Genomic DNA, 19,742 nt, shown 5'->3' on the forward strand with positions numbered 1-19,742 from the left:
TAGACAATTAATAGCTATTACTATTGTTCCCTGATGAGGAGTTGAGTCGATAATGTTATTAACGTCTCTTTCTTGTGATTTGGTATATTAATCGCCGATAATCTTTCAAATGCACGTTGTGTATATGCATCTTTTAATTTGTCTGCATATTCTTTAATATTATAGTTTTGGTATAGTGATAACATATCATGCAATTTGTTTGGATTATCCTGTATTGTTGCGTTTAATAAATTCTGAAGTTTTGTAAGATCCTCTTCCTTTATGATTTCCATTAATTTGACCAACAGATAGGTCTTTTTATTAATTAGAATATCTCCTCCAATCTGTTTACCAAAAGTTTCAGGGTTGCCATAAGCATCTAGTACATCATCTTGAAGCTGGAAAGCTATTCCTATATATTCTCCAAATTCATAAATTAATTTTTGATCACTAAGATTTGCTTCGGCCAATATTGCCCCCATCTGTAGTGCACCTCCTAACAGTACTGAAGTTTTAAGCCTAATCATCTCAATATATTGATCCATACTAATTTTATCAGTATGTTCATAATCCATATCCAGTTGTTGGCCTTCACAGACTTGCATAGCAACTCTATTAAAAGTTTTAAGGAGATCTGCTATATAAAGCGGATTGCTATTAGCCAATTCATCATAAGCTTTTACCAATAATCCATCTCCTGAAAGGATAGCGACATTCAAATCCCATTTCTCATGAACGGTTGCTTTTCCTCTTCGTAGAGGTGCTTTATCCATAACGTCATCATGAACTAAAGAAAAGTTATGAAAATATTCGATTGATTTTGCAGCAGGTAAAGCATCATTAATTTCTTTAATATCAAACATTTCAGCGGCAACCAATGTCAAGGCTGGTCTAATACGTTTACCACCTAAACTTAAAAAATAGCGAATTGGGTCGTAAAGATTATTCGGTTGATTCGGAAATTGACTGTTTTGAATCGAGTCAGAGATTAGTTTTTGTAAATGCTGCATAGTATCTAGTCATCTTCTCCTAATGATACGCGAAGATAACAATTATAAAAACAAACTTTTACTAAGTACCGTTGAAAACAGTTTAATTCATTTCAAATAGTTTTTATCTCCTACACCTACTTTCTTAGTGAGAAAAAGATAAAATATTTAAAGTTAATGAATCGTGAGCAGATAGATACCTTACCTAGGATCGATTATATTTGTTGTTACTGCACTGGAATTAAAATTGCACATAAAACAAATTTATCTAAGTTTGTAAAAAAGCAAGCATATATGCGTATTCTAATCATCCATACTTTTTATCAAGGGCCAGGAGGTGAAGACACCGTTTTCAAACAGGAAAGTGAATTACTCGCTATAGATCATGATGTGGAGACGTTTACCTTTCAAAATAAAAAAGGATGGAAAGGCGCTTTGCAAACACTTTTTTCTTTTTGGAATATTGCTGCGGCTTATCGCGTAAGAAAGTGCATTAATAATTTTAAACCTCAGGTTGTCCATATTCATAATACACATTATGCAAGTGGTCCTATCATTTTAAGGACAATTCACAAATTGGGCGTTCCACTCATCATGACCTTGCACAATTTTCGTATTCTTTGTCCCTCTGCTATATTATATCATGAGCATCAGCTATTTCTTTCCAGTTTAAAAGAAAATTTTCCATGGACAGCCATTAAAAAGAAAGTACTAGACGGATCTACTGTCAAGACTTTTGTACTTGCATTGAACTATTGGTTTCATAGACGAATTGGAACATGGAATATGGTAGATCGATATATAGCTTTATCAAGTTTTGCGAAAAAACTTTTTATAGATTCAACCTTACATGTTCCTGCACAAAAATTTACAATCAAACCAAACTTTACCTTTCCTATTAAAGATACAATCGATGCTCAGGAAGACTTTTTTATATATATCGGAAGACTTACAGAAGAAAAAGGTATCGTAAATCTTTTGAAAGCATTTTCAAAAACAGATAGCAAGATCATCATTATAGGTGACGGACCTTTAAAACAAACAGTAGTCGATACTGCAAATCGTCATGCCAATATAAAATATATGGGTTTTAGAACCCGTGATGAAATACTGCCATTAGTTGAAAAAGCCGAAGCATTGCTCGTGCCCTCAGTATGGTTTGAGGGGATGCCAATGACGATCTTAGAGGCTTTCTCAGTCGGAACCCCAGTGATCGGCAGTGATATCGGAGCTTTAAGTGAATTAATTATCCCAGATAAGACAGGATTACTATTTAACCCACAAAGTGTGGATAATATGTTAAAAACTGTACAGCAATGGAAAAATTACAGTATTAAAGAAAAATATAACATTAGACAAACAACAAAAGAGTTCTATTTTAGTAATTTTACTCCAGAAGAGAATAAAAAGAAATTGCTTGAAATATATAATGAAGCAATTGAAGATAACATAAAACGATCTTAAAATGAGTATTATAATTTTAGATAAGTTAAATATTGCGCCAGCTATCCAGGAAGCATTAGAAACTGTTTATGATCCAGAATTAAAACCGGCAAATATTGTCGATTTAGGATTGGTATATGAAATCATAACCAAAGAAAATGGAACCGCTAAGATAGTGATGACATTAACTGCGCCAGGATGTCCAGTTGCTGGTCAGATCATGGATGAGGTACAAAGTAAGGTTGCTGCTGTACCTGGCGTTACAGAAGCTCTTGTTGAGCTTACATTCGATCCACCGTGGACAAGGGATATGATGAGCGAAGAAGCAAAATTAGAATTAGGCTTCTTGTAATGGTAAAAAAGGGAATCTATAATAGATTCCCTTTTTTTATAATGTTTGACCAGACTCCAGATCACTTAGCCTTTTGACTGTTTTTGGTTTAATTTCATCCTTACCGAATAATTTTGTCCATAGATTACGGGATTCTTTTGTTAACAGTGGTGATACAATTGACAGAATCAACACATACACAACGACAAACGACTGGATAACAGGCAATAACCCTCCTGCCTTACCAATATTGGCCATGATAATGGAAAACTCACCTCGAGCAGATAATGTAAATCCGATATCAAAAGCTGTTTTATTCTTCATTCCTGAGAACCTTGCCGCAAAGTATCCTGAAGCCAAATTACCGAGGATAGTAACCAGAGCAGCAATTGAGGCCCATAATACCGCACCACCCAAGGATAGTATATCTATTGATAAACCAAAGCTAAAAAAGAACATTGCTCCAAAAAAATCTTTGTAGGGCAATACCATCGCTTCAATCTTCTTGATATATTGCGAATCTGCTAAAACTAATCCTGCCATTAATGCTCCAATGGCTTCCGCAACGTGAATAGTTTCAGAAAATCCAGCTGTTATAAATAGTAGTGCAAAGATAACAAGGACAAATAGTTCAGAAGATTTAACCTGCAATAGCTTATCAATTGCAGGAACTAGCTTTCTTCCCAGAATTAGAAATGTTAAAATAAATCCCAATGCTAGCAATGAAGTTCCGGCAACAGTCCAAAAAGAACTACTTCCCGTTAGAATCAATCCCGAAAGGAAAGAAATATGCATGGCAATAAATAAATCATCAAACATAATCATTCCCATAATCACCTCTGTTTCAGGATTTGCAGTCCGTTTCAAATCTGTCAATACCTTTGCTACAATGGCTGTGGAAGAACTTGTCATAATACCACAAAGTACCATCATCTCCTTAAATGGCAGATCCATCATCCATCCAATGAGTAACCCAGACACAAAATTGAGTAAAACATACACTGTTCCACCTGTCACGATTGATTTTCCGGACTTAATTAATCGGCCAACCGAGAATTCCAGTCCGAGATAAAACAACAGAAAAAGTACGCCTAAGCGCCCCATAAAATCAATAAACGGTTTACTTTCCGTAAATGTCAGGTCTATATGACCAATTTGGGGAGCATGCTGGCCCAACACCATACCTATCAATATAAAAAATGGAATAACTGAAAACTTTAACTTATTGGCGATTAAACCAACAAATGCGACAAGGCCTACTGCGATTCCAATTTCTAAAATAAGTGTGTGTGATGGCATATATATTTATTTAGTTTACAATGTTTACAATAATATCTCTTTCAATAATTTAATATTATTCTTTTTTCCGGCAATAACTAAGGTAGTCCCTGGACTAATCATATAATCAGGTCCTGGATTAATAACCGTATTATCACCTAGTATTCCTGCTATAATAGATGCTCCTGTACGTTGACGAACTTCCAATTCGCCAATCGTTTTATTGGCTCCTTCAAATTTGCCTTCAACTTTATACCATTCAATTCTTAAATCATCTAAAGCGACTTCAATTGTTTCTAAAGCTTTAGGCTTATAGGACAATCCTCCGATAATACCGGCAACCTGTCTTGATTCCTCATCGCTTAAGGTCATGACACAGCGAGACTCACTCTCTTCCTCATCATAACGATATAATTCTCTTCGACCATCGTCATGAATAACCACGACCATATTGTCTCCAGCTTCAGTTTCAATTTGATACTTTTTTCCAATACCAATAAGATCCGACTCTCTTACAATAGACATATTTTTTTGCTTTATTATAAAACTTAATTTTTCAATAGCTGAAGTAAAAAGGCATACTATACAGCTTTATACAAACTTAACCAAAAATCCAGTCATAATAGAATTTATATGACGTGACCATCGGATTAATTCAAATACAGATACAATGAAGTCCTTGTACACAGGTCTTCCTTAAGTTAAGAAAAGATGCGGTATTTTTTATCTTTTCTTGATTTTTATTTTGCTTCAATCACTGTAAAACTTCTATCAAACTGCATGGTAGGCTTTCCTATTGCTATACTTGTGGCATGATAAAAAAGATAAATCCAATCGTTTGGAGCTCCATTTTCCCAGTACTCCTGACGTAACTTTCTTGACAAATGTCCATCATAGTCATATTTTGCGCTCTGATTTTGAAAGATCATCTCTGGTTCCGGCAGGACGTCTCCTCCAAAAAAATAATGATCTTTTCCATTATTAATGTGGAAGGTCTGATGATGTTGGGTATGCCCGCCACTTAAACAATATTCAACTTCTTCATTAACTTTACCATCTCCTTCAACAAGATTCAGATTACCGCTCCTTTGCAGAACATCAAAAATTTCAGTACGGTAAGAGCTATTGATTCCGGAATAAGCATCTTCCCATTCACCTCGTTGCACTATATACTCTGCTTCGGGAAATGCAATCCTTCCGACCTGATCAGTGAAACTCACCATACCACCAGCATGATCTTTATGCAAGTGTGACATCAATACATATTTCACATCTTTGGGAGAATAACCTAATTTTTCAATATTTTCATAGAGAAGTAGTTTCCCTTCATTGTTTGTTAATCCAAGTCCAGTATCACATAAAACCAATCCATTTGCGGTCTCGATTAGAAACGGATGCACTTGAATAAACATAGAAGCTGGACGATCATTTTTACTATCAACAGCAGGGTCAAAGGGAATAAATTTTTTAGAAACATCGACCGAAAATGAGCCTTCGAATAAGGAATATACTTGTAACATCTTTAATTTATTGGAAACTTGCGTGTTAGACACAACGCTATGATTACCCTAGTGTATAATTAGGTTAGTCAATAGACAAAACGTATATTTACACATAATTACGATGCAAAGATATGCAAAAAAGGTGGGTACTAAAATCTAAAAGTGAGGTCAAAAAAGTTAATCAATTAGGCAATGAACTTGGTATTAATCCAGTATTAGCAGAATTGTTAGTCAGTAGAAATATTGAGACTTTTGATACTTCAAAACAGTTTTTTAGACCTTCTCTAGACCAACTGCACAATCCATTCTTAATGCAAGATATGGAAAAAGCAATTGCGCGAATTACGACCGCAATCGGCCAGAATGAAAAGATCTTAATTTATGGAGATTATGATGTAGATGGCACTACTGCTGTAGCTGTTGTGTATAGTTTTTTTCGAGAGTTTCACTCGCGCATTGAATTCTATATTCCTGATCGTTATGCTGAAGGATATGGTATCTCTACACAAGGTATAGATTATGCTGCAGAAAACGGTTTCTCATTGATCATTGCACTTGACTGTGGTATAAAAGCAAACGATAAAGTTGACTATGCCAATTCTAAGAATATCGACTTCATTATTGGTGATCACCATTTACCTGGAGATGAACTTCCAAAAGCATTTGCTGTACTTGATCCAAAAAGAAAAGACTGTGCTTATCCATACAAAGAATTATCTGGCTGCGGTATAGGATTTAAACTTATCCAAGCCTTTATCATGAAAAATGATATGTCTTTGGATATTTGCTATCAATTTTTAGATCTTGTTGCGGTAAGTATTGCATCGGATATTGTACCTATAACTGGAGAAAATAGAATTCTGACGCATTTCGGACTCATTAAATTAAATACCAATCCTTGCTGCGGTCTTCAAGCACTTGTTGATTTATCCACCAATAAAACAAAGACATTCACAGTAAATGATATTGTTTTTCAAATAGGTCCGCGGATCAATGCTTCTGGTCGTATTGATCATGCTAAAGATGCGGTAAAATTATTAATATCAAAATCACTGCAAGAAGCAAAAGATTTTAGTATCAATATTGATGATCAAAATAATGTTCGTAAAGATTTTGACCTTAGAATAACCGAAGAAGCTCTAGCGATTATAGATCAAAATGACTCGCTAAAAACACGAAAATCAACTGTGCTCTATAAATCAGATTGGCATAAAGGTGTTATCGGCATTGTGGCATCAAGGTTGACTGAAAAATACTATAGACCAACGATTATTCTGACCGAAACCAATGGTCATATCGCAGGTTCCTGTAGATCTGTAATTGGGTTTGATTTATATGAAGCCTTAAGTGAATGTAGCGATCTATTAGATCAATTTGGAGGGCATAAATATGCAGCAGGGTTGACGATGCAGATCGGAAATATCAAATTATTTCAGGATCGTTTCGAAGAGGTTGTTTCTAAACTCATTACTCCTCAGATGTTAATACAAGAGATCTTGATTGATACTAAACTAAACCTGCAAGATATTGATGCCAAATTTCACCGCATTCTAAGTCAATTTGAACCATTCGGGCCTCAAAACGAAAGCCCCATTTTCCTTAGTCAAAAAGTTAGTTTAATCGGACCTGCCTATTTAGTAGGATCGAATCACTTAAAAATGACCATCAAACAAGAAAACTCTCCTTCTTTTGATTGCATTGGTTTTGGATTATCTGAACATATACAGGCTATTAACAGTGGTAAGCCATTTGACATCTGTTATAGCATAGAAGAAAATGTATGGCGAGGCAAAAAGAATTTGCAATTAAATATAAAAGGAATCCGATATTAAATATATTTGTACTTATCAGATTGCTTTTTTGAGTTAAAACACGAATCAAATGATACTAAGAGCAGAACATCTCATCAAAAAATATAAGCAACGCACTGTTGTAAACGATGTTTCTTTCCAGGTAGAGCAAGGGGAAATTGTTGGTCTTCTAGGACCTAACGGAGCGGGAAAGACGACTTCTTTTTATATGATTGTTGGATTAATAAAACCTAATGAGGGTCATGTTTATTTAGACGATCAAGAAATCACACAGGATGCCATGTACCAGCGTGCTCAAAAAGGAATCGGTTATCTTGCCCAAGAAGCTTCGATTTTTAGAAAACTATCGGTTGAACACAACATATTATCTGTACTGGAGATCCATTATCCTAATAAAAAGGAACGCTTAGAAAAACTGGAAGAACTTTTAACCGAATTTAGCTTGCACCGTGTCCGTAAAAACAGAGGTGATCTTCTTTCCGGTGGAGAAAGACGTCGTACGGAGATCGCACGGGCATTAGCGGCAAACCCATCTTTTATCTTGTTAGATGAACCTTTTGCGGGTGTGGATCCAATCGCGGTAGAGGAAATCCAAACAATTGTTGCAAAGTTAAAAACACGTAATATCGGAATTTTAATTACCGATCATAACGTACAAGAAACGTTATCCATTACAGATAGGGCTTACTTATTGACAGAAGGTAAAATTATGCTTGCTGGAACTCCAGAAGAAATTGCCAGTAATGAAATGGCCCGTACATTCTATTTAGGCCAACATTTTGAACTCCGTCGCAAAAAGATAATTATTTAACGTTAATTCTACCTTTATATGGCAATATTAGACTCCCTACTTACTTGGTTCATGAAAAAACGGATTCATCAGATTGAATTATTCATGAAATATCCACATGATGTACAAGAAGAATGGTTTCAAAGTTTAATATCATCAGCCGAAGCAACAGAATGGGGGAAAAAATACGATTACAACAGTATTTTAACGCCTGAGGAATTTAAAAACAGAGTTCCAATTCAAGATTACAATTCATTGAAGCCTTATATCGATCGGATGATCAAAGGAGAGCAAAATATACTATGGCCATCTGACATCAAGTGGTTCGCCAAATCTTCGGGAACTACCTCAGACCGTAGCAAATTTATCCCAGTCAGTGAAGAGTCTTTAACAGAATGTCACTTTCAGGGTGGGAAAGATATGTTGACAATTTACTTCAACAATAAACCCGAAAGCCAGATTTTCTGTGGAAAATCGGTCGTATTAGGAGGGAGTTCTCAGATTAACAGTTTTAGTTCAGACTCTTATTATGGTGATTTATCTTCTATTCTATTGCGGAATCTCCCTTTTTGGGCCGAATTTAAGCGTACTCCAAATTTAGAAGTAACTTTACTTCCTGATTTTGAGGAAAAAATAGAAAAGGTGGCCAATATCACCATCCATGAGAATGTCACCAATCTGGCTGGTGTTCCAACATGGAATATTGTTCTAGCAAAAAAGATATTGGAAATCACAGGTAAGAATAATTTGCTTGAAGTCTGGCCTAATCTGGAATTTTATACCCATGGTGGCGTAAGTTTCAAACCTTATCGCGAACAGTTTAAAAAACTGATTCCTTCTGATAATATGTATTATTTAGAAAATTATAATGCATCCGAAGGATACTTTGCTCTTCAAGATCTGCCCGACTCAGAAGAATTATTATTAATGCTTGACTATGGCATTTATTACGAATTCTTACCGATCGAAAATTTATATGATGAGAATCCGCAAACATTAGGATTACATCAAGTAGAATTAAATAAAAATTATGCTTTGATCATTTCGACCAATGCTGGTTTATGGCGGTACATGATCGGTGATACGATTAAATTTGTAACGCTATCTCCATACCGTATTCAAATAACAGGACGGACAAAACAATTCATCAATACCTTTGGCGAAGAACTTATCGTCGATAATGCAGAGGATGCTATAAAGAAGGCTAGTGAAAGTACACGTGCAATTGTAAAAGATTATACTGCTGGACCGATTTACTTTAAAGAGGGTGAAGCTGGAGCTCATGAATGGATTATTGAATTTGAACAACAACCTGATAATTTTGAAACGTTTTGTAAGATATTGGATCAAACATTGAGAGAGATCAATTCGGATTATGATGCTAAACGTTATAAAAATATGGCATTACAATTTCCGGTTATTCACAATGCCCCTGCATACACATTCTTTCAATGGATGAAATCAAAGGGTAAGCTTGGTGGGCAAAATAAAGTACCGCGACTGTCGAATAATCGTGATTACCTTGAGCCTATATTGGACATAATAAAGAAGTAATGTACCTTAAAAGTTTATAGGGAAAGATTTTAATAAAAAATGAGATTGATCAGTTTATGAGCAATCTCATTTCAATTTTTTAGTACCTGCTAAATTTGAAAAATAATAAAATACCCTAGGGTTTGATAGCCGTTTTATAAAGAAAAACAAAAAAGCCTAAAATAAAATTTAGTGAAAATCCTTTTTTCTCCACAGCTGTGTTTTGATCAAATTCTAATTCATCATTTTCCAATGCATTGTTTTTACTGTTTAATCGGTGCATGGTTTTTAATCGTTTAGTTTGTTTTTTATTAGTGAATATCTGTTTAGAAGTGTTAGCCCTTTTTAAAACCTACCATTTTTGATGATAGATTAGTGTTTCCGTTAATCCAAATAACATGCCACTTTACAATTACTGTGTTAATTCATCTAAAATTAACACAGAATAAAGGAAAAGGTAACAAAACAGCTAAAAAAGCCTAAAAAATGATAATCTCTAGTAATTCAAATGATAATCTGTCCATAAAATAAAACGTAAAATCCTAAAAAATAGACAAATTTACTGTGTAATAATAAAATTTTCTCACTCAGAATAATATTTGATAAACAAGAGGTTTATCATTCAAATTCGTGGTTTTTTTCATACTTTAGCATTTGTAATTAAAATACAATGAGCGCGACAGAAAATTATTCAATTCGCGTAGAGCCCACACAACAATCGAGACTCTCGCAAGTAGATTTTAACAATCTAAAATTTGGAAAAATATTATCCGACCATATGTTGGTCGCTACCTATGAAGATGGAGCATGGACTGATGTCAGTATTGTGCCTTATGGTGATATTAATGTAAGCCCTTCTATGTCGGCTTTACATTATGGCCAAGCAATCTTTGAAGGTATTAAAGCATACAAATTTCAAGATGGAACTATTAGTATTTTCCGTCCTGACAAGAACTGGGAAAGATTCAATACTTCTGCAGCTCGTCTGGAGATGCCAGAAGTTCCTGAAGAAATCTTTTTAGGTGGATTAAAAAAACTATTAGCCACCGATAATAAATGGATTCCAAATGCTCCAGGCACATCTTTATATATCCGTCCATTTATGTTCGGTACTGAAGCGGCTTTAGGAGTACACCCTTCTAATTCCTACAAATTTATAATTATCACTAGCCCTGTAGGTGCTTACTATAGCAATCCTTTAAAATTAAAGGTAGAAACACATTATACCCGCGCAGCAGAAGGCGGAGTAGGTTTCTCAAAAAATGCAGGTAACTATGCATTGTCACTATACCCTACTCGTTTGGCAAATGATGAAGGTTTTGATCAATTGATGTGGACTGATGCTTCGGAACATAAATATATTGAAGAGGCTGGAACAGCCAACCTAATATTCCGTATCGGTGACAGTATTATTACTCCTCACGGTGATACGATCCTACATGGTGTAACAAGACGTACAATTATGGAACTGGCGGCAAGCTGGGGATATAAAACGGAGCAACGCAGAGTATCTGTCAAAGAACTTATTGATGGAATCAAAGCAGGAATTGTAACAGATGCATTTGCTGCTGGTACAGCTGCAACATTAACACCAATTGCCACTATTGGTTATGAAGGTGAATTGTTTCAATTACCTCCTGTAGAAGGTCGCGATTTCTCTAAAAAAGTATTAACCTATTTAGATGATCTTCGATATGGCAGAATTGCTGACGAATTTGGATGGAATTTGATCGTGGAATAATTATATTTCATTTCGTAGAAAAAAGGGCTTGATTACCATTGTAATCAAGCCCTTTTTATGTTATCAACAGAGTTATTAACATAATGTGGATAACTCTGTTGATATCGTATAAAATTATGATTGAATATAATCTATAATCTGGTTTTTGTCCTTAGGATCAAACCAAACTGTACTGATATCTTTCTTAAACCAAGTGAGTTGCCTTTTAGCATACCGTCGCGAGTTTTGCTTAATTTTATCTATTGCTTCTTCCCAAGATATTTTCTCATCTAAGAAATCGAACAGCTCAGAATAACCGACAGTCATTAAAGCAGGCTTATGTTTAAAAGATATTAATGACTTTACTTCACCCAATAAACCATCTTTCACCATCAAATCGACACGCATATTAATGCGTTCGTATAAAGTTGTTCGGTCCATTGTAAGTCCAACTGTAATGATCTTAAAGGGTCTCACTGCTTTTGTCTTTTGAAGAAAATTAGAAAATGGTAATCCAGTAGTTTCAAATACTTCCAGGGCTCGAATTACCCGTTGAACATTTGAAATATCTACCTGATCATAATAAACAGGATCGACTTCTTTTAAATAAGCTTGAAGTGGCACAATTCCCTCGTTATCAAACCTGTTATTTAACCGTTCTCTTGTTTCTGGAAGGGCCTTTGGTAAATTATCCAAACCTTCACATACTGCTCTCACAAATAAACCAGATCCGCCTACCATAATGACTATATCCTTTTTTTTGAACAGCGAGCTTATTGTTTCTAATGCCTCTTTTTCAAAATCACCGGCAGAATAATCCTCTTCTATAGAATGTGAATTAATAAAATGATGAGGCGCCTGACCTAATTCAGATGCAGTAGGTTTGGCCGTACCAATACTCATTTCACGGTAAAACTGTCTTGAATCGGCTGAAATAATCTCCGTATCAAAATATTGAGCAAGCTCAATTGCCATAGCAGTCTTACCTACTGCAGTAGGCCCTACTATAGCAATTAAAGTTTTATTATGTTGATCTGTGGTGCCTAACATTAATATTCGTCAAACGAACCACTACTTTCCTCTTCAGACTTTTCTCCACTTTCTTCTTCATCATCCCCGTCAAACAAATCGAATTCTTCGTCATCATCAACGCCATATTGCGTTTCATCTACCAAAACTTCATCTTCTTCATCGTCATCCAAAGGATCTGCAACAGGAAAATTCGCTGCTGCTAAAGATTTTGGTGCTTGACCCACCGTTTTAAAAACAGTAGGATAAGTTTTGCCTTCCTCTTCTTTTAAAATTTTGATCAATTCCACATGAAATTCATAAGGTCTATCAAAATTATAGATGTAATAAAACTTTTGGTGGGGATCGTCAATAAACTTGCTTAAACGAATATTTTCCATTAGTAAAACACCATCTGAAATTTTACGAGCAGTTGGTAAAAGAGCAATTTCAGTTCCTTTTTTCCATTGATCGTTACTAACATAAAAGGAAGATGAACGGTCAGCTTCATAAGCAGTTGTCTTATGAATAGCCTCATGTAATTCTAAGAAAGTTTGTTTCGAAAGCATATCGATTTCTCTATACACATCCTCATAATCTTCAAAAGTGATTCTGAATCTATAAATAGCCATTTCTAATATTCGTTTTGTTTGTTAACAAGATGAGCTTCAATAAGAATTGAAGCGATTAAAGATACTTTTTTTATTTAACTGTTGTATTCAAATCCCATGCCTTTCTAATAGTCAAGCCCAAATCTTGAGCTTTGTTGACCATAAAATGATATGCGTCCATCTTAGCATTAGGAATCTCTCCTTCTAAGATCGCTTCTCGGATTGCATTTTTTATTTTCCCAACTTCACGACCTGGCCCAATACCAAAAACTTCCATAATATCTTCTCCAGAAATTGGAGGTTGCCAATTTCGGATCTGATCACGTTCTTCAACATCTTTTAGTTTTTGCTTGACCAATTCGAAATTCTGACGATATTTCTTCTTTTTATATTCATTTTTTGTTGTTACGTCGGCATGGCATAATTGCATCAAAGCATCAATATCATCACCGGCCTCAAATAACAAACGACGTACAGCAGAATCAGTAACAATATCTTGAGCCAGTACAATTGGTCTTAGATGTAATAAAACTAGTTTCTGAACAAACTTCATTTTTTCATTCAATGGAAGTTTTAACTCAGCAAATAATTTAGGAACCATTCGTGCCCCTTTATCTTCATGACCATGAAAGGTCCATCCTAGCTTTTTATCAAATCTTTTTGTGGGAGGTTTTGCAATATCGTGCATAATAGCAGCCCATCTTAACCACAGATCATCGGTTGTTTCACAGACATTATCCAAAACTTCCAGCGTATGGTAAAAATTATCTTTATGTCCTTTTCCATCGATGATTTCTACACCGTATAAGTTTTGCATTGCAGGAAAAACCAAAGCCAATAACCCTGTATCAAATAAGTATTTAAATCCAATAGAAGGTTTTTCTGACAAGATAATCTTATTAATTTCGTCAGTGATGCGCTCTTTTGATATAATACGAATACGATCTTTAGTATCTGTGATCGCTTGAATCGCCTTTGTATCAATCTTAAAGTTCAATTGTGTAGCGAAACGAATAGCACGCATCATACGCAAAGGATCATCGGAAAATGTCACGATTGGATCTAATGGTGTACGTATAGTACGTAATTCAATATCCCTTACTCCATCAAATGGATCAAGCAACTCACCATAATTATCCTTATTCAGTGAATATGCCATAGCATTGATGGTAAAATCACGTCGATTTTGATCATCAACTAAAGTTCCATCTTCAACAATTGGTTTTCGGGAATTAGCACGGTAAGATTCTTTACGAGCTCCTACAAATTCCACATTTAATCCTTCAAAAACTAACATTGCTGTTCCAAAACTTTTGTAAACAGCAACTTTAGTTTTCAATTTATTTCCTAAAGCTGTAGCAAACTCAATTCCACTTCCAACAACAACAATATCCACATCATTTTTAAAAGGCCGGCCCATAATATGATCGCGTACATAACCGCCAATGACGTAGCACTCCGTATTTGTTGTTTCGGCTAACTCTTTAATGATTGGGAAAATAGGATGTTGTAAATTATCACTCATAGCATGAATCTAGGTCCTTAAAAAAACACTAGGATGCAAAAGTAAGGAATTTATTATAAAATAGATATTAGTCTTGCGATATAAGCGCACAAGACTAATAATATTACGTCTTTATATTTAATCGCGATCGCGAGAAAGCTTGCGGAAAGCTAGTGGATTTTGAGATAGCTCTGCCTGTTCACGACGACGCTTTACAATGTGAACTGCCTGAAATATAGCTTCCATGAAAGACTCATGAGCAGCAACATTTTGTCCAGCAATATCATAACCCGTTCCATGATCTGGAGAAGTACGAACAATCGGCAAACCTGCAGTAAAATTTACACCATTACGATTTGCAATATGTTTAAAAGGAATCAATCCTTGATCATGGTACATAGCTAATACCGCATCAAATTTTTCGTAAGCATGATTAGCAAAAAAACCATCTGCAGGATAGGGTCCAAAACACAATATTCCTTTTTCTTTTGCTTTTTCTATCGTTGGTCGGATAATCATATCATCTTCAACACCAATAACACCATTATCTCCTGCATGTGGATTTAATCCGAGTACAGCAATTTTAGGTTTCTGAATCCAGAAGTCCTTTTTAAGACTCTCATTCATTAGCTCCAATTTATTTAAAATTGCTGCTTCTGTAATATGATCGGAAACATCTTTTACAGGTATATGGCCTGTAACAACACCCACCCGCAACTCATCACAGATCATAAACATCAATACATCATCCGCATTTGTTTTTTCTTGCAAATACTCCGTATGTCCTGGAAAATGAAATCCTTCCTGCTGGATATTATGTTTATTAATAGGGGCAGTGACCAAAGCATCAATCTTTCCTGCATTTAGATCTTCAACCGCTTTTTCTAATGAAATAAAAGCATATTTACCACCGATCTCATTTTCTTCGCCTAAAGTTATCTTGACATCCTCCTGCCAGCAATTAATCATGTTAGCCCGTTTAGGATTTGCCTGCTCAGGATCATTGATGACATTAAAACTAAAATCACTGACACCTAATGCTTTTCTATGAAATGACGCAACTTTTGTATTACCGTAAACAATCGGAGTGAAAAATTCTAAAACACGATTGTCCAATAATGATTTTATAATTACTTCCAATCCGATACCATTGATATCGCCTACTGTAATACCTATTTTTAATTTGTCAGCCATAGTAAAAAATGAAATTATTGACTCAAAAGTAATTAAAATTATATGAAATAGTCAAGCATCACTTTAATTTCCAATTCATATAAACCACCTTCAAGAGAAACAGATGATAAATTGCCACTCATTTACCTTACCTGTTTATTATCCTCCACAAGTTAACTATATTTGTACCAAATTCGAGCATATATGAGTACAGTAAGAGCCAAGAAACATTTAGGACAACATTTTTTGAATGATAAAAATGCGGCAAAAAAAATAGTTGATGCTTTGGATCCAAAATTAGGATTCACGCAGGTGCTTGAGGTCGGTCCTGGAATGGGTGTTCTTTCCGATTTTCTTCTACAAAATGATGCTTACGAAACATGGATGATCGATGTGGATGATGAATCTATTGAATTTTTAGCAGATAAATATCCTCAGTTGGAACACCGTCTGATTCATGGTGACTTTTTAAACTTGGATTTTTCACAACATTTTGGCGAAAAGATGGCCGTAATCGGTAATTTCCCTTATAATATTTCTTCTCAGATTTTATTTAAAATATTGGATGAACGCAACCGTGTTGTGCAGATGACCGGTATGTTTCAAAAGGAAGTTGCAGAGCGCTGTACAGCAAAGGCAGGTAGTAAAGAATATGGTATTTTAAGTGTGTTCTTACAGGCTTACTATCATGTAGAATATTTATTCACCGTAAAGGCTGGTGCATTTAATCCACCACCAAAGGTACTTTCTGGTGTCATTCGAATGACGAGAAATGATCGCACAGCACTTGCGTGTGATGAGAAATTATTCTGGAGAGTTGTAAAATCTGGTTTCAACCAAAGACGTAAGACCTTAAGAAACTCGCTGTCGGCGGTAGTTACAAAAGATAAAATGTCGGACAATCCATTATATGAATTACGCGCTGAGCGATTAACGGTTAATGATTTTATCGTTCTAACAAACGAAATTGCGAATGCCTAAGATCTAGCTCCATGAAACGCTTTACCATTATCGGAGGTGGTGTTGCTGGTTTGACTGCAGCCATTGGCCTTAACAAAATTGGTATACAAGCCACTATCTATGAAAGTGCTAAGGCATTAAAAGGTATTGGAGCTGGTTTTGGTTTAGCGGCCAATGCCATTCAGGCATTAGAATACTTGGAACTTAAAGCAGGTGTCATCCCCCTAGGACATTATTTAGAAAACTATAATATTCTGGATAAGCAGGGAAGGATTCTTGCAGCTCCCGAAACCAAAACCATTAGTGACAAGTATGAACAGGATAATTTTGCTATACACCGTGCAGATTTACATCAGTTTCTACTCGCACAAATTGAATATGAAAACTTACATCTTGGAAAAAGAGCTCTTAAAATAGAATACCGAGAAGGAGAAATTGACATCTTTTTTGAAGATGGGACCATACATCAAACGGACTATCTGATTATTGCTGACGGTGTTAATTCTCGATTAAGACAACAATTGATTCCTGGTTCAGCACCACGCTATGCAGGTTATACCTGTTGGCGTGCAACCATTGATAATGCTAATATAAACCTCAGCACTGGTTCAGAAACATGGGGGAACAAAGGACGCTTTGGCATGACTCCTCTTGTTGGAAACAAGATTTATTGGTATGCTTGTATAAATTCTCCCGCTCATAACAAAGTATTCAGTCGTTACACAATCAAGGATCTGCAACAAAACTTTGCGTCTTATCATGATCCGATTACAAGCGTCCTTGCTGAAACAAATGACCAGCAATTGATCTGGAATGATATCATTGATATTAAACCTCTAAAAAATCTAGCTTTCGGTAATACCTTATTTATTGGCGATGCAGGACATGCAACAACCCCCAATATGGGTCAGGGTGCGTGTCAGGCAATTGAAGATGTAGCCGTATTGATAGACGAATTAAAGAAAACGACAGATGTTGTTCTTGCTTTTCAAATATTTGAAAAAAGAAGGTTAAAAAGAACACGTTATATTACCGAAACATCATGGTCTATCGGAAAGGTCGCACAATGGGAGAATCCGATAAGTATTATCATCCGAGATACATTGATGCGTATACTACCTGAAGAAGTTAAGCAGTATAAGCTTAAAAAACTGCTAAGTGTTGATTTTATGAAATTGTAATTATATTGAATTGAACAAGTCAGCATGCATATCTGACTTATGATCAATTCATTGCTGTTTAATTATAATTTGTTTTAATGTAAATAAATAATCATTATGAAAACAAAAGTATTAATCGTTGATGACGCGCATGCAGTGCTTACTCAAAAATTGGATCAAGCTGGAATTGCCTACGATTACAAACCTGAGTTCGATCGCGCAGATGCTGAAAAATACATTTCTGATTATACGGGATTAATCATAAGATCTAAATTTCAAGTCGATCAGCACTTTATAGATTTAGCAAATAATCTCCAATTTATAGCACGTTGCGGAGCTGGTATGGATAATATTGATGAGGCTTATGCACAATCAAAAGGAATTGAACTCATAAGTGCAAATGAAGGAAACTGTGATGCCGTTGGTGAACATATGATCGGTATGTTGCTTTCTCTTATGAATCATCTTAACAGAACCAATCAGGAAATTAAGACCGGTTTATGGCGTCGTGAGGCCAACCGTGGCTATGAATTACAAGGTCGAACTGTTGCCATTATTGGTTATGGTCACAATGGCCAGGCTATGGCAAAGAAACTCTCCGGCTTTGGTGTAAAAGTTATTGCATATGACAAGTACAAAACTGGCTTTTCAGATCAATTCGCAAAGGAAGTCTCCATGGAAGAAGTTGTCAAACATGCAGATGTACTTAGTTTTCACATTCCACTAACCAAAGAGACAAAAGGATTGATCAACGAAGAATATTTATATCATTTTCGCAAACCCATATTTTTCCTTTTAGGAGCTCGTGGTGGTATTGTTCAAATTCCTGCTGTATTAAAGGCAATGGATGAAGGAAAAATCATAGGAGCTGCTTTTGATGTCCTTCCCGTAGAGAATTTTCCTGGTCTTAAAGAGCAATCTTGGTTTTCAGATCTAACAAGTAGAGACAATGTAATTTTAAGTCCTCATGTTGCAGGATGGACATTTGAAAGTTACTATAAATTATCTGATGTAGTTGCGGATAAGATTATCTCTTTTTTGAACAAGTAATCGTTTTAAGATAAAATCAAACAAAATTTTTAATAAACACAATGATTAAAAATTGGAGCACGAGACTTACATCTAGTAAGTAAGCATAATGATAGTGTTCATTTGTTCTGAAAACAAGAAATCTCAAAATGAGGTAAATAATTGTGTTCGTAACAAGAAGACCAACTTTTATAATCAATAAATAAGGAGCACATAAAATCAAGAGACTATGTATGCACAGTAAGATGTAACATAGGCTCTTTGCTCTCCCCTCTCCGAGCATATTGGGCAATGTTCGGAGATGATAATAAGAATCCTGCTTGATATCACGAATGTCAAATGGCAACGTACAGATAATCAAGAAAACGAACTTTAAACAAGCGAGGTAATACAATAAATGCAGGTTTACTGACATAGCATTACTGTAAAGCTCTATATAGGGAAGAAAAACACTGCTTAATACCCATACCAATGCAATATGAAAAATTTTCATTGCCGGAATCTGTCTTAATCCCCCCCATCGATCTTTTAAAGGAATAATAGGAAGACTATACAATACGCTGACCAATCCAATAACACCTAAGAAAAAGATAGAGTAAACGTGGATATGAAAAAGACACCATAGGCAAATACCTGTTGCTATAAATGTGTTGATCCATAAAATACGTTCATATTTAAAAACCCACCTTGTACGGGCATAAATTGATTTCTCCGGATGTTGTGGTTTAGATAAAATCAAGCTAAAATTGTAAAGCGCAAGTGTAGCCGCTCCCTCAATTAATGCGATATAACCATTAATCTCCTGATCAAGTATAATGTACGTCAATACACACTGCGAAGCTGCCGCCAATGCAATTAATATATTGCTAAAAATTAAAAAATAGTACATTTTTTTTAATACATCCATATAGATCAATCTAT

General features: G+C 35.3%; 19 protein-coding genes. 9 read left to right on the forward strand and 10 right to left on the reverse strand.

From position 1 onward, the window contains the following. Positions 1–20: 20 nt before the first annotated feature. Complete coding sequence (locus tag WH188_RS23415; protein WP_132769108.1) at positions 21–989, reverse strand: polyprenyl synthetase family protein; 969 nt, start codon at positions 987–989, stop codon at positions 21–23. 273 nt (positions 990–1,262) lie between these two features. On the opposite strand from WH188_RS23415, the gene WH188_RS23420 reads away from it, so the two are divergent. Next, positions 1,263–2,432: a glycosyltransferase family 4 protein gene (locus tag WH188_RS23420; protein WP_168127573.1), complete on the forward strand. Its 1,170-nt coding sequence runs from the start codon at positions 1,263–1,265 to the stop codon at positions 2,430–2,432. 1 nt (position 2,433) lies between these two features. Continuing rightward, a complete protein-coding gene (locus tag WH188_RS23425; RefSeq protein ID WP_021190454.1) occupies positions 2,434–2,763 on the forward strand; it encodes a metal-sulfur cluster assembly factor in 330 nt (109 codons plus the stop codon). A 36-nt stretch (positions 2,764–2,799) separates the two neighbouring features. On the opposite strand, the gene WH188_RS23430 is transcribed toward WH188_RS23425, so the two are convergent. The 3 genes from WH188_RS23430 to WH188_RS23440 all read right to left on the reverse strand — a co-directional run bounded on the left by WH188_RS23430 (position 2,800) and on the right by WH188_RS23440 (position 5,540). Beyond that, positions 2,800–4,041, reverse strand: a complete 1,242-nt coding sequence (locus WH188_RS23430; RefSeq protein ID WP_021190453.1) for a cation:proton antiporter — start codon at positions 4,039–4,041, stop codon at positions 2,800–2,802. A 24-nt stretch (positions 4,042–4,065) separates the two neighbouring features. Further along, positions 4,066–4,545 (reverse strand): cation:proton antiporter regulatory subunit, encoded by a 480-nt coding sequence (locus WH188_RS23435; RefSeq protein ID WP_021190452.1) that lies wholly within the window; start codon positions 4,543–4,545, stop codon positions 4,066–4,068. 215 nt (positions 4,546–4,760) lie between these two features. Continuing rightward, positions 4,761–5,540, reverse strand: coding sequence for an MBL fold metallo-hydrolase (locus WH188_RS23440; protein WP_168127574.1), 780 nt, complete (start codon positions 5,538–5,540; stop codon positions 4,761–4,763). Positions 5,541–5,653: 113 nt separating this feature from the next. On the opposite strand from WH188_RS23440, the gene recJ reads away from it, so the two are divergent. From recJ to WH188_RS23455, 3 genes are read left to right on the forward strand one after another with little or no spacing between them, the layout of a single operon-like run. Next, positions 5,654–7,354, forward strand: coding sequence for a single-stranded-DNA-specific exonuclease RecJ (gene recJ / locus WH188_RS23445; RefSeq protein WP_021190450.1), 1,701 nt, complete (start codon positions 5,654–5,656; stop codon positions 7,352–7,354). Positions 7,355–7,403: 49 nt separating this feature from the next. Beyond that, positions 7,404–8,144, forward strand: a complete 741-nt coding sequence (lptB, locus tag WH188_RS23450; protein ID WP_021190449.1) for an LPS export ABC transporter ATP-binding protein — start codon at positions 7,404–7,406, stop codon at positions 8,142–8,144. Between the two features lie 18 nt (positions 8,145–8,162). Next, positions 8,163–9,677, forward strand: a complete 1,515-nt coding sequence (locus WH188_RS23455) for a GH3 auxin-responsive promoter family protein (RefSeq protein WP_132769114.1) — start codon at positions 8,163–8,165, stop codon at positions 9,675–9,677. 115 nt (positions 9,678–9,792) lie between these two features. On the opposite strand, the gene WH188_RS23460 is transcribed toward WH188_RS23455, so the two are convergent. Further along, positions 9,793–9,939, reverse strand: coding sequence for a hypothetical protein (locus WH188_RS23460; protein ID WP_021190448.1), 147 nt, complete (start codon positions 9,937–9,939; stop codon positions 9,793–9,795). 387 nt (positions 9,940–10,326) lie between these two features. Between WH188_RS23460 and WH188_RS23465 the strand changes: the two genes are divergently transcribed. Then, positions 10,327–11,397, forward strand: coding sequence for a branched-chain amino acid aminotransferase (locus WH188_RS23465; RefSeq protein WP_021190447.1), 1,071 nt, complete (start codon positions 10,327–10,329; stop codon positions 11,395–11,397). A gap of 114 nt (positions 11,398–11,511) precedes the next feature. Here WH188_RS23465 and miaA read toward each other — a convergent pair whose 3' ends face one another. The 4 genes from miaA to pdxA all read right to left on the reverse strand — a co-directional run bounded on the left by miaA (position 11,512) and on the right by pdxA (position 15,693). After that, positions 11,512–12,426 (reverse strand): tRNA (adenosine(37)-N6)-dimethylallyltransferase MiaA, encoded by a 915-nt coding sequence (gene miaA / locus WH188_RS23470; protein WP_168127575.1) that lies wholly within the window; start codon positions 12,424–12,426, stop codon positions 11,512–11,514. Continuing rightward, on the reverse strand, positions 12,426–13,016 hold the full coding sequence (locus WH188_RS23475; protein WP_021190443.1) for an IS1096 element passenger TnpR family protein: 591 nt from the start codon (positions 13,014–13,016) through the stop codon (positions 12,426–12,428). Before WH188_RS23475 ends, miaA begins: the two co-directional genes overlap by 1 nt. Before the next feature lie 70 nt (positions 13,017–13,086). Beyond that, a complete protein-coding gene (locus tag WH188_RS23480) occupies positions 13,087–14,520 on the reverse strand; it encodes a CCA tRNA nucleotidyltransferase (protein ID WP_021190442.1) in 1,434 nt (477 codons plus the stop codon). A 117-nt stretch (positions 14,521–14,637) separates the two neighbouring features. Further along, the gene (pdxA, locus tag WH188_RS23485) at positions 14,638–15,693 is read right to left on the reverse strand and encodes a 4-hydroxythreonine-4-phosphate dehydrogenase PdxA (protein WP_132769118.1); all 1,056 of its coding nucleotides are present in this window, start codon (positions 15,691–15,693) and stop codon (positions 14,638–14,640) included. A 183-nt stretch (positions 15,694–15,876) separates the two neighbouring features. On the opposite strand from pdxA, the gene rsmA reads away from it, so the two are divergent. The 3 genes from rsmA to WH188_RS23500 all read left to right on the forward strand — a co-directional run bounded on the left by rsmA (position 15,877) and on the right by WH188_RS23500 (position 18,842). After that, positions 15,877–16,653: a 16S rRNA (adenine(1518)-N(6)/adenine(1519)-N(6))-dimethyltransferase RsmA gene (gene rsmA / locus WH188_RS23490; RefSeq protein WP_132769120.1), complete on the forward strand. Its 777-nt coding sequence runs from the start codon at positions 15,877–15,879 to the stop codon at positions 16,651–16,653. Between the two features lie 11 nt (positions 16,654–16,664). Next, positions 16,665–17,813, forward strand: a complete 1,149-nt coding sequence (locus WH188_RS23495; protein WP_168127577.1) for an FAD-dependent monooxygenase — start codon at positions 16,665–16,667, stop codon at positions 17,811–17,813. A gap of 96 nt (positions 17,814–17,909) precedes the next feature. Continuing rightward, entirely contained in the window at positions 17,910–18,842 is a 933-nt protein-coding gene (locus WH188_RS23500) for an NAD(P)-dependent oxidoreductase (RefSeq protein ID WP_132769124.1), read from the forward strand. Between the two features lie 16 nt (positions 18,843–18,858). Here WH188_RS23500 and WH188_RS23505 read toward each other — a convergent pair whose 3' ends face one another. After that, positions 18,859–19,728, reverse strand: a complete 870-nt coding sequence (locus WH188_RS23505) for a hypothetical protein (protein ID WP_168127578.1) — start codon at positions 19,726–19,728, stop codon at positions 18,859–18,861. Between the last annotated feature and the right edge of the window lie 14 nt (positions 19,729–19,742).

Origin of the sequence: Sphingobacterium sp. MYb388 (assembly GCF_037479535.1) — a bacterium.
Classification (GTDB): domain Bacteria; phylum Bacteroidota; class Bacteroidia; order Sphingobacteriales; family Sphingobacteriaceae; genus Sphingobacterium; species Sphingobacterium anhuiense.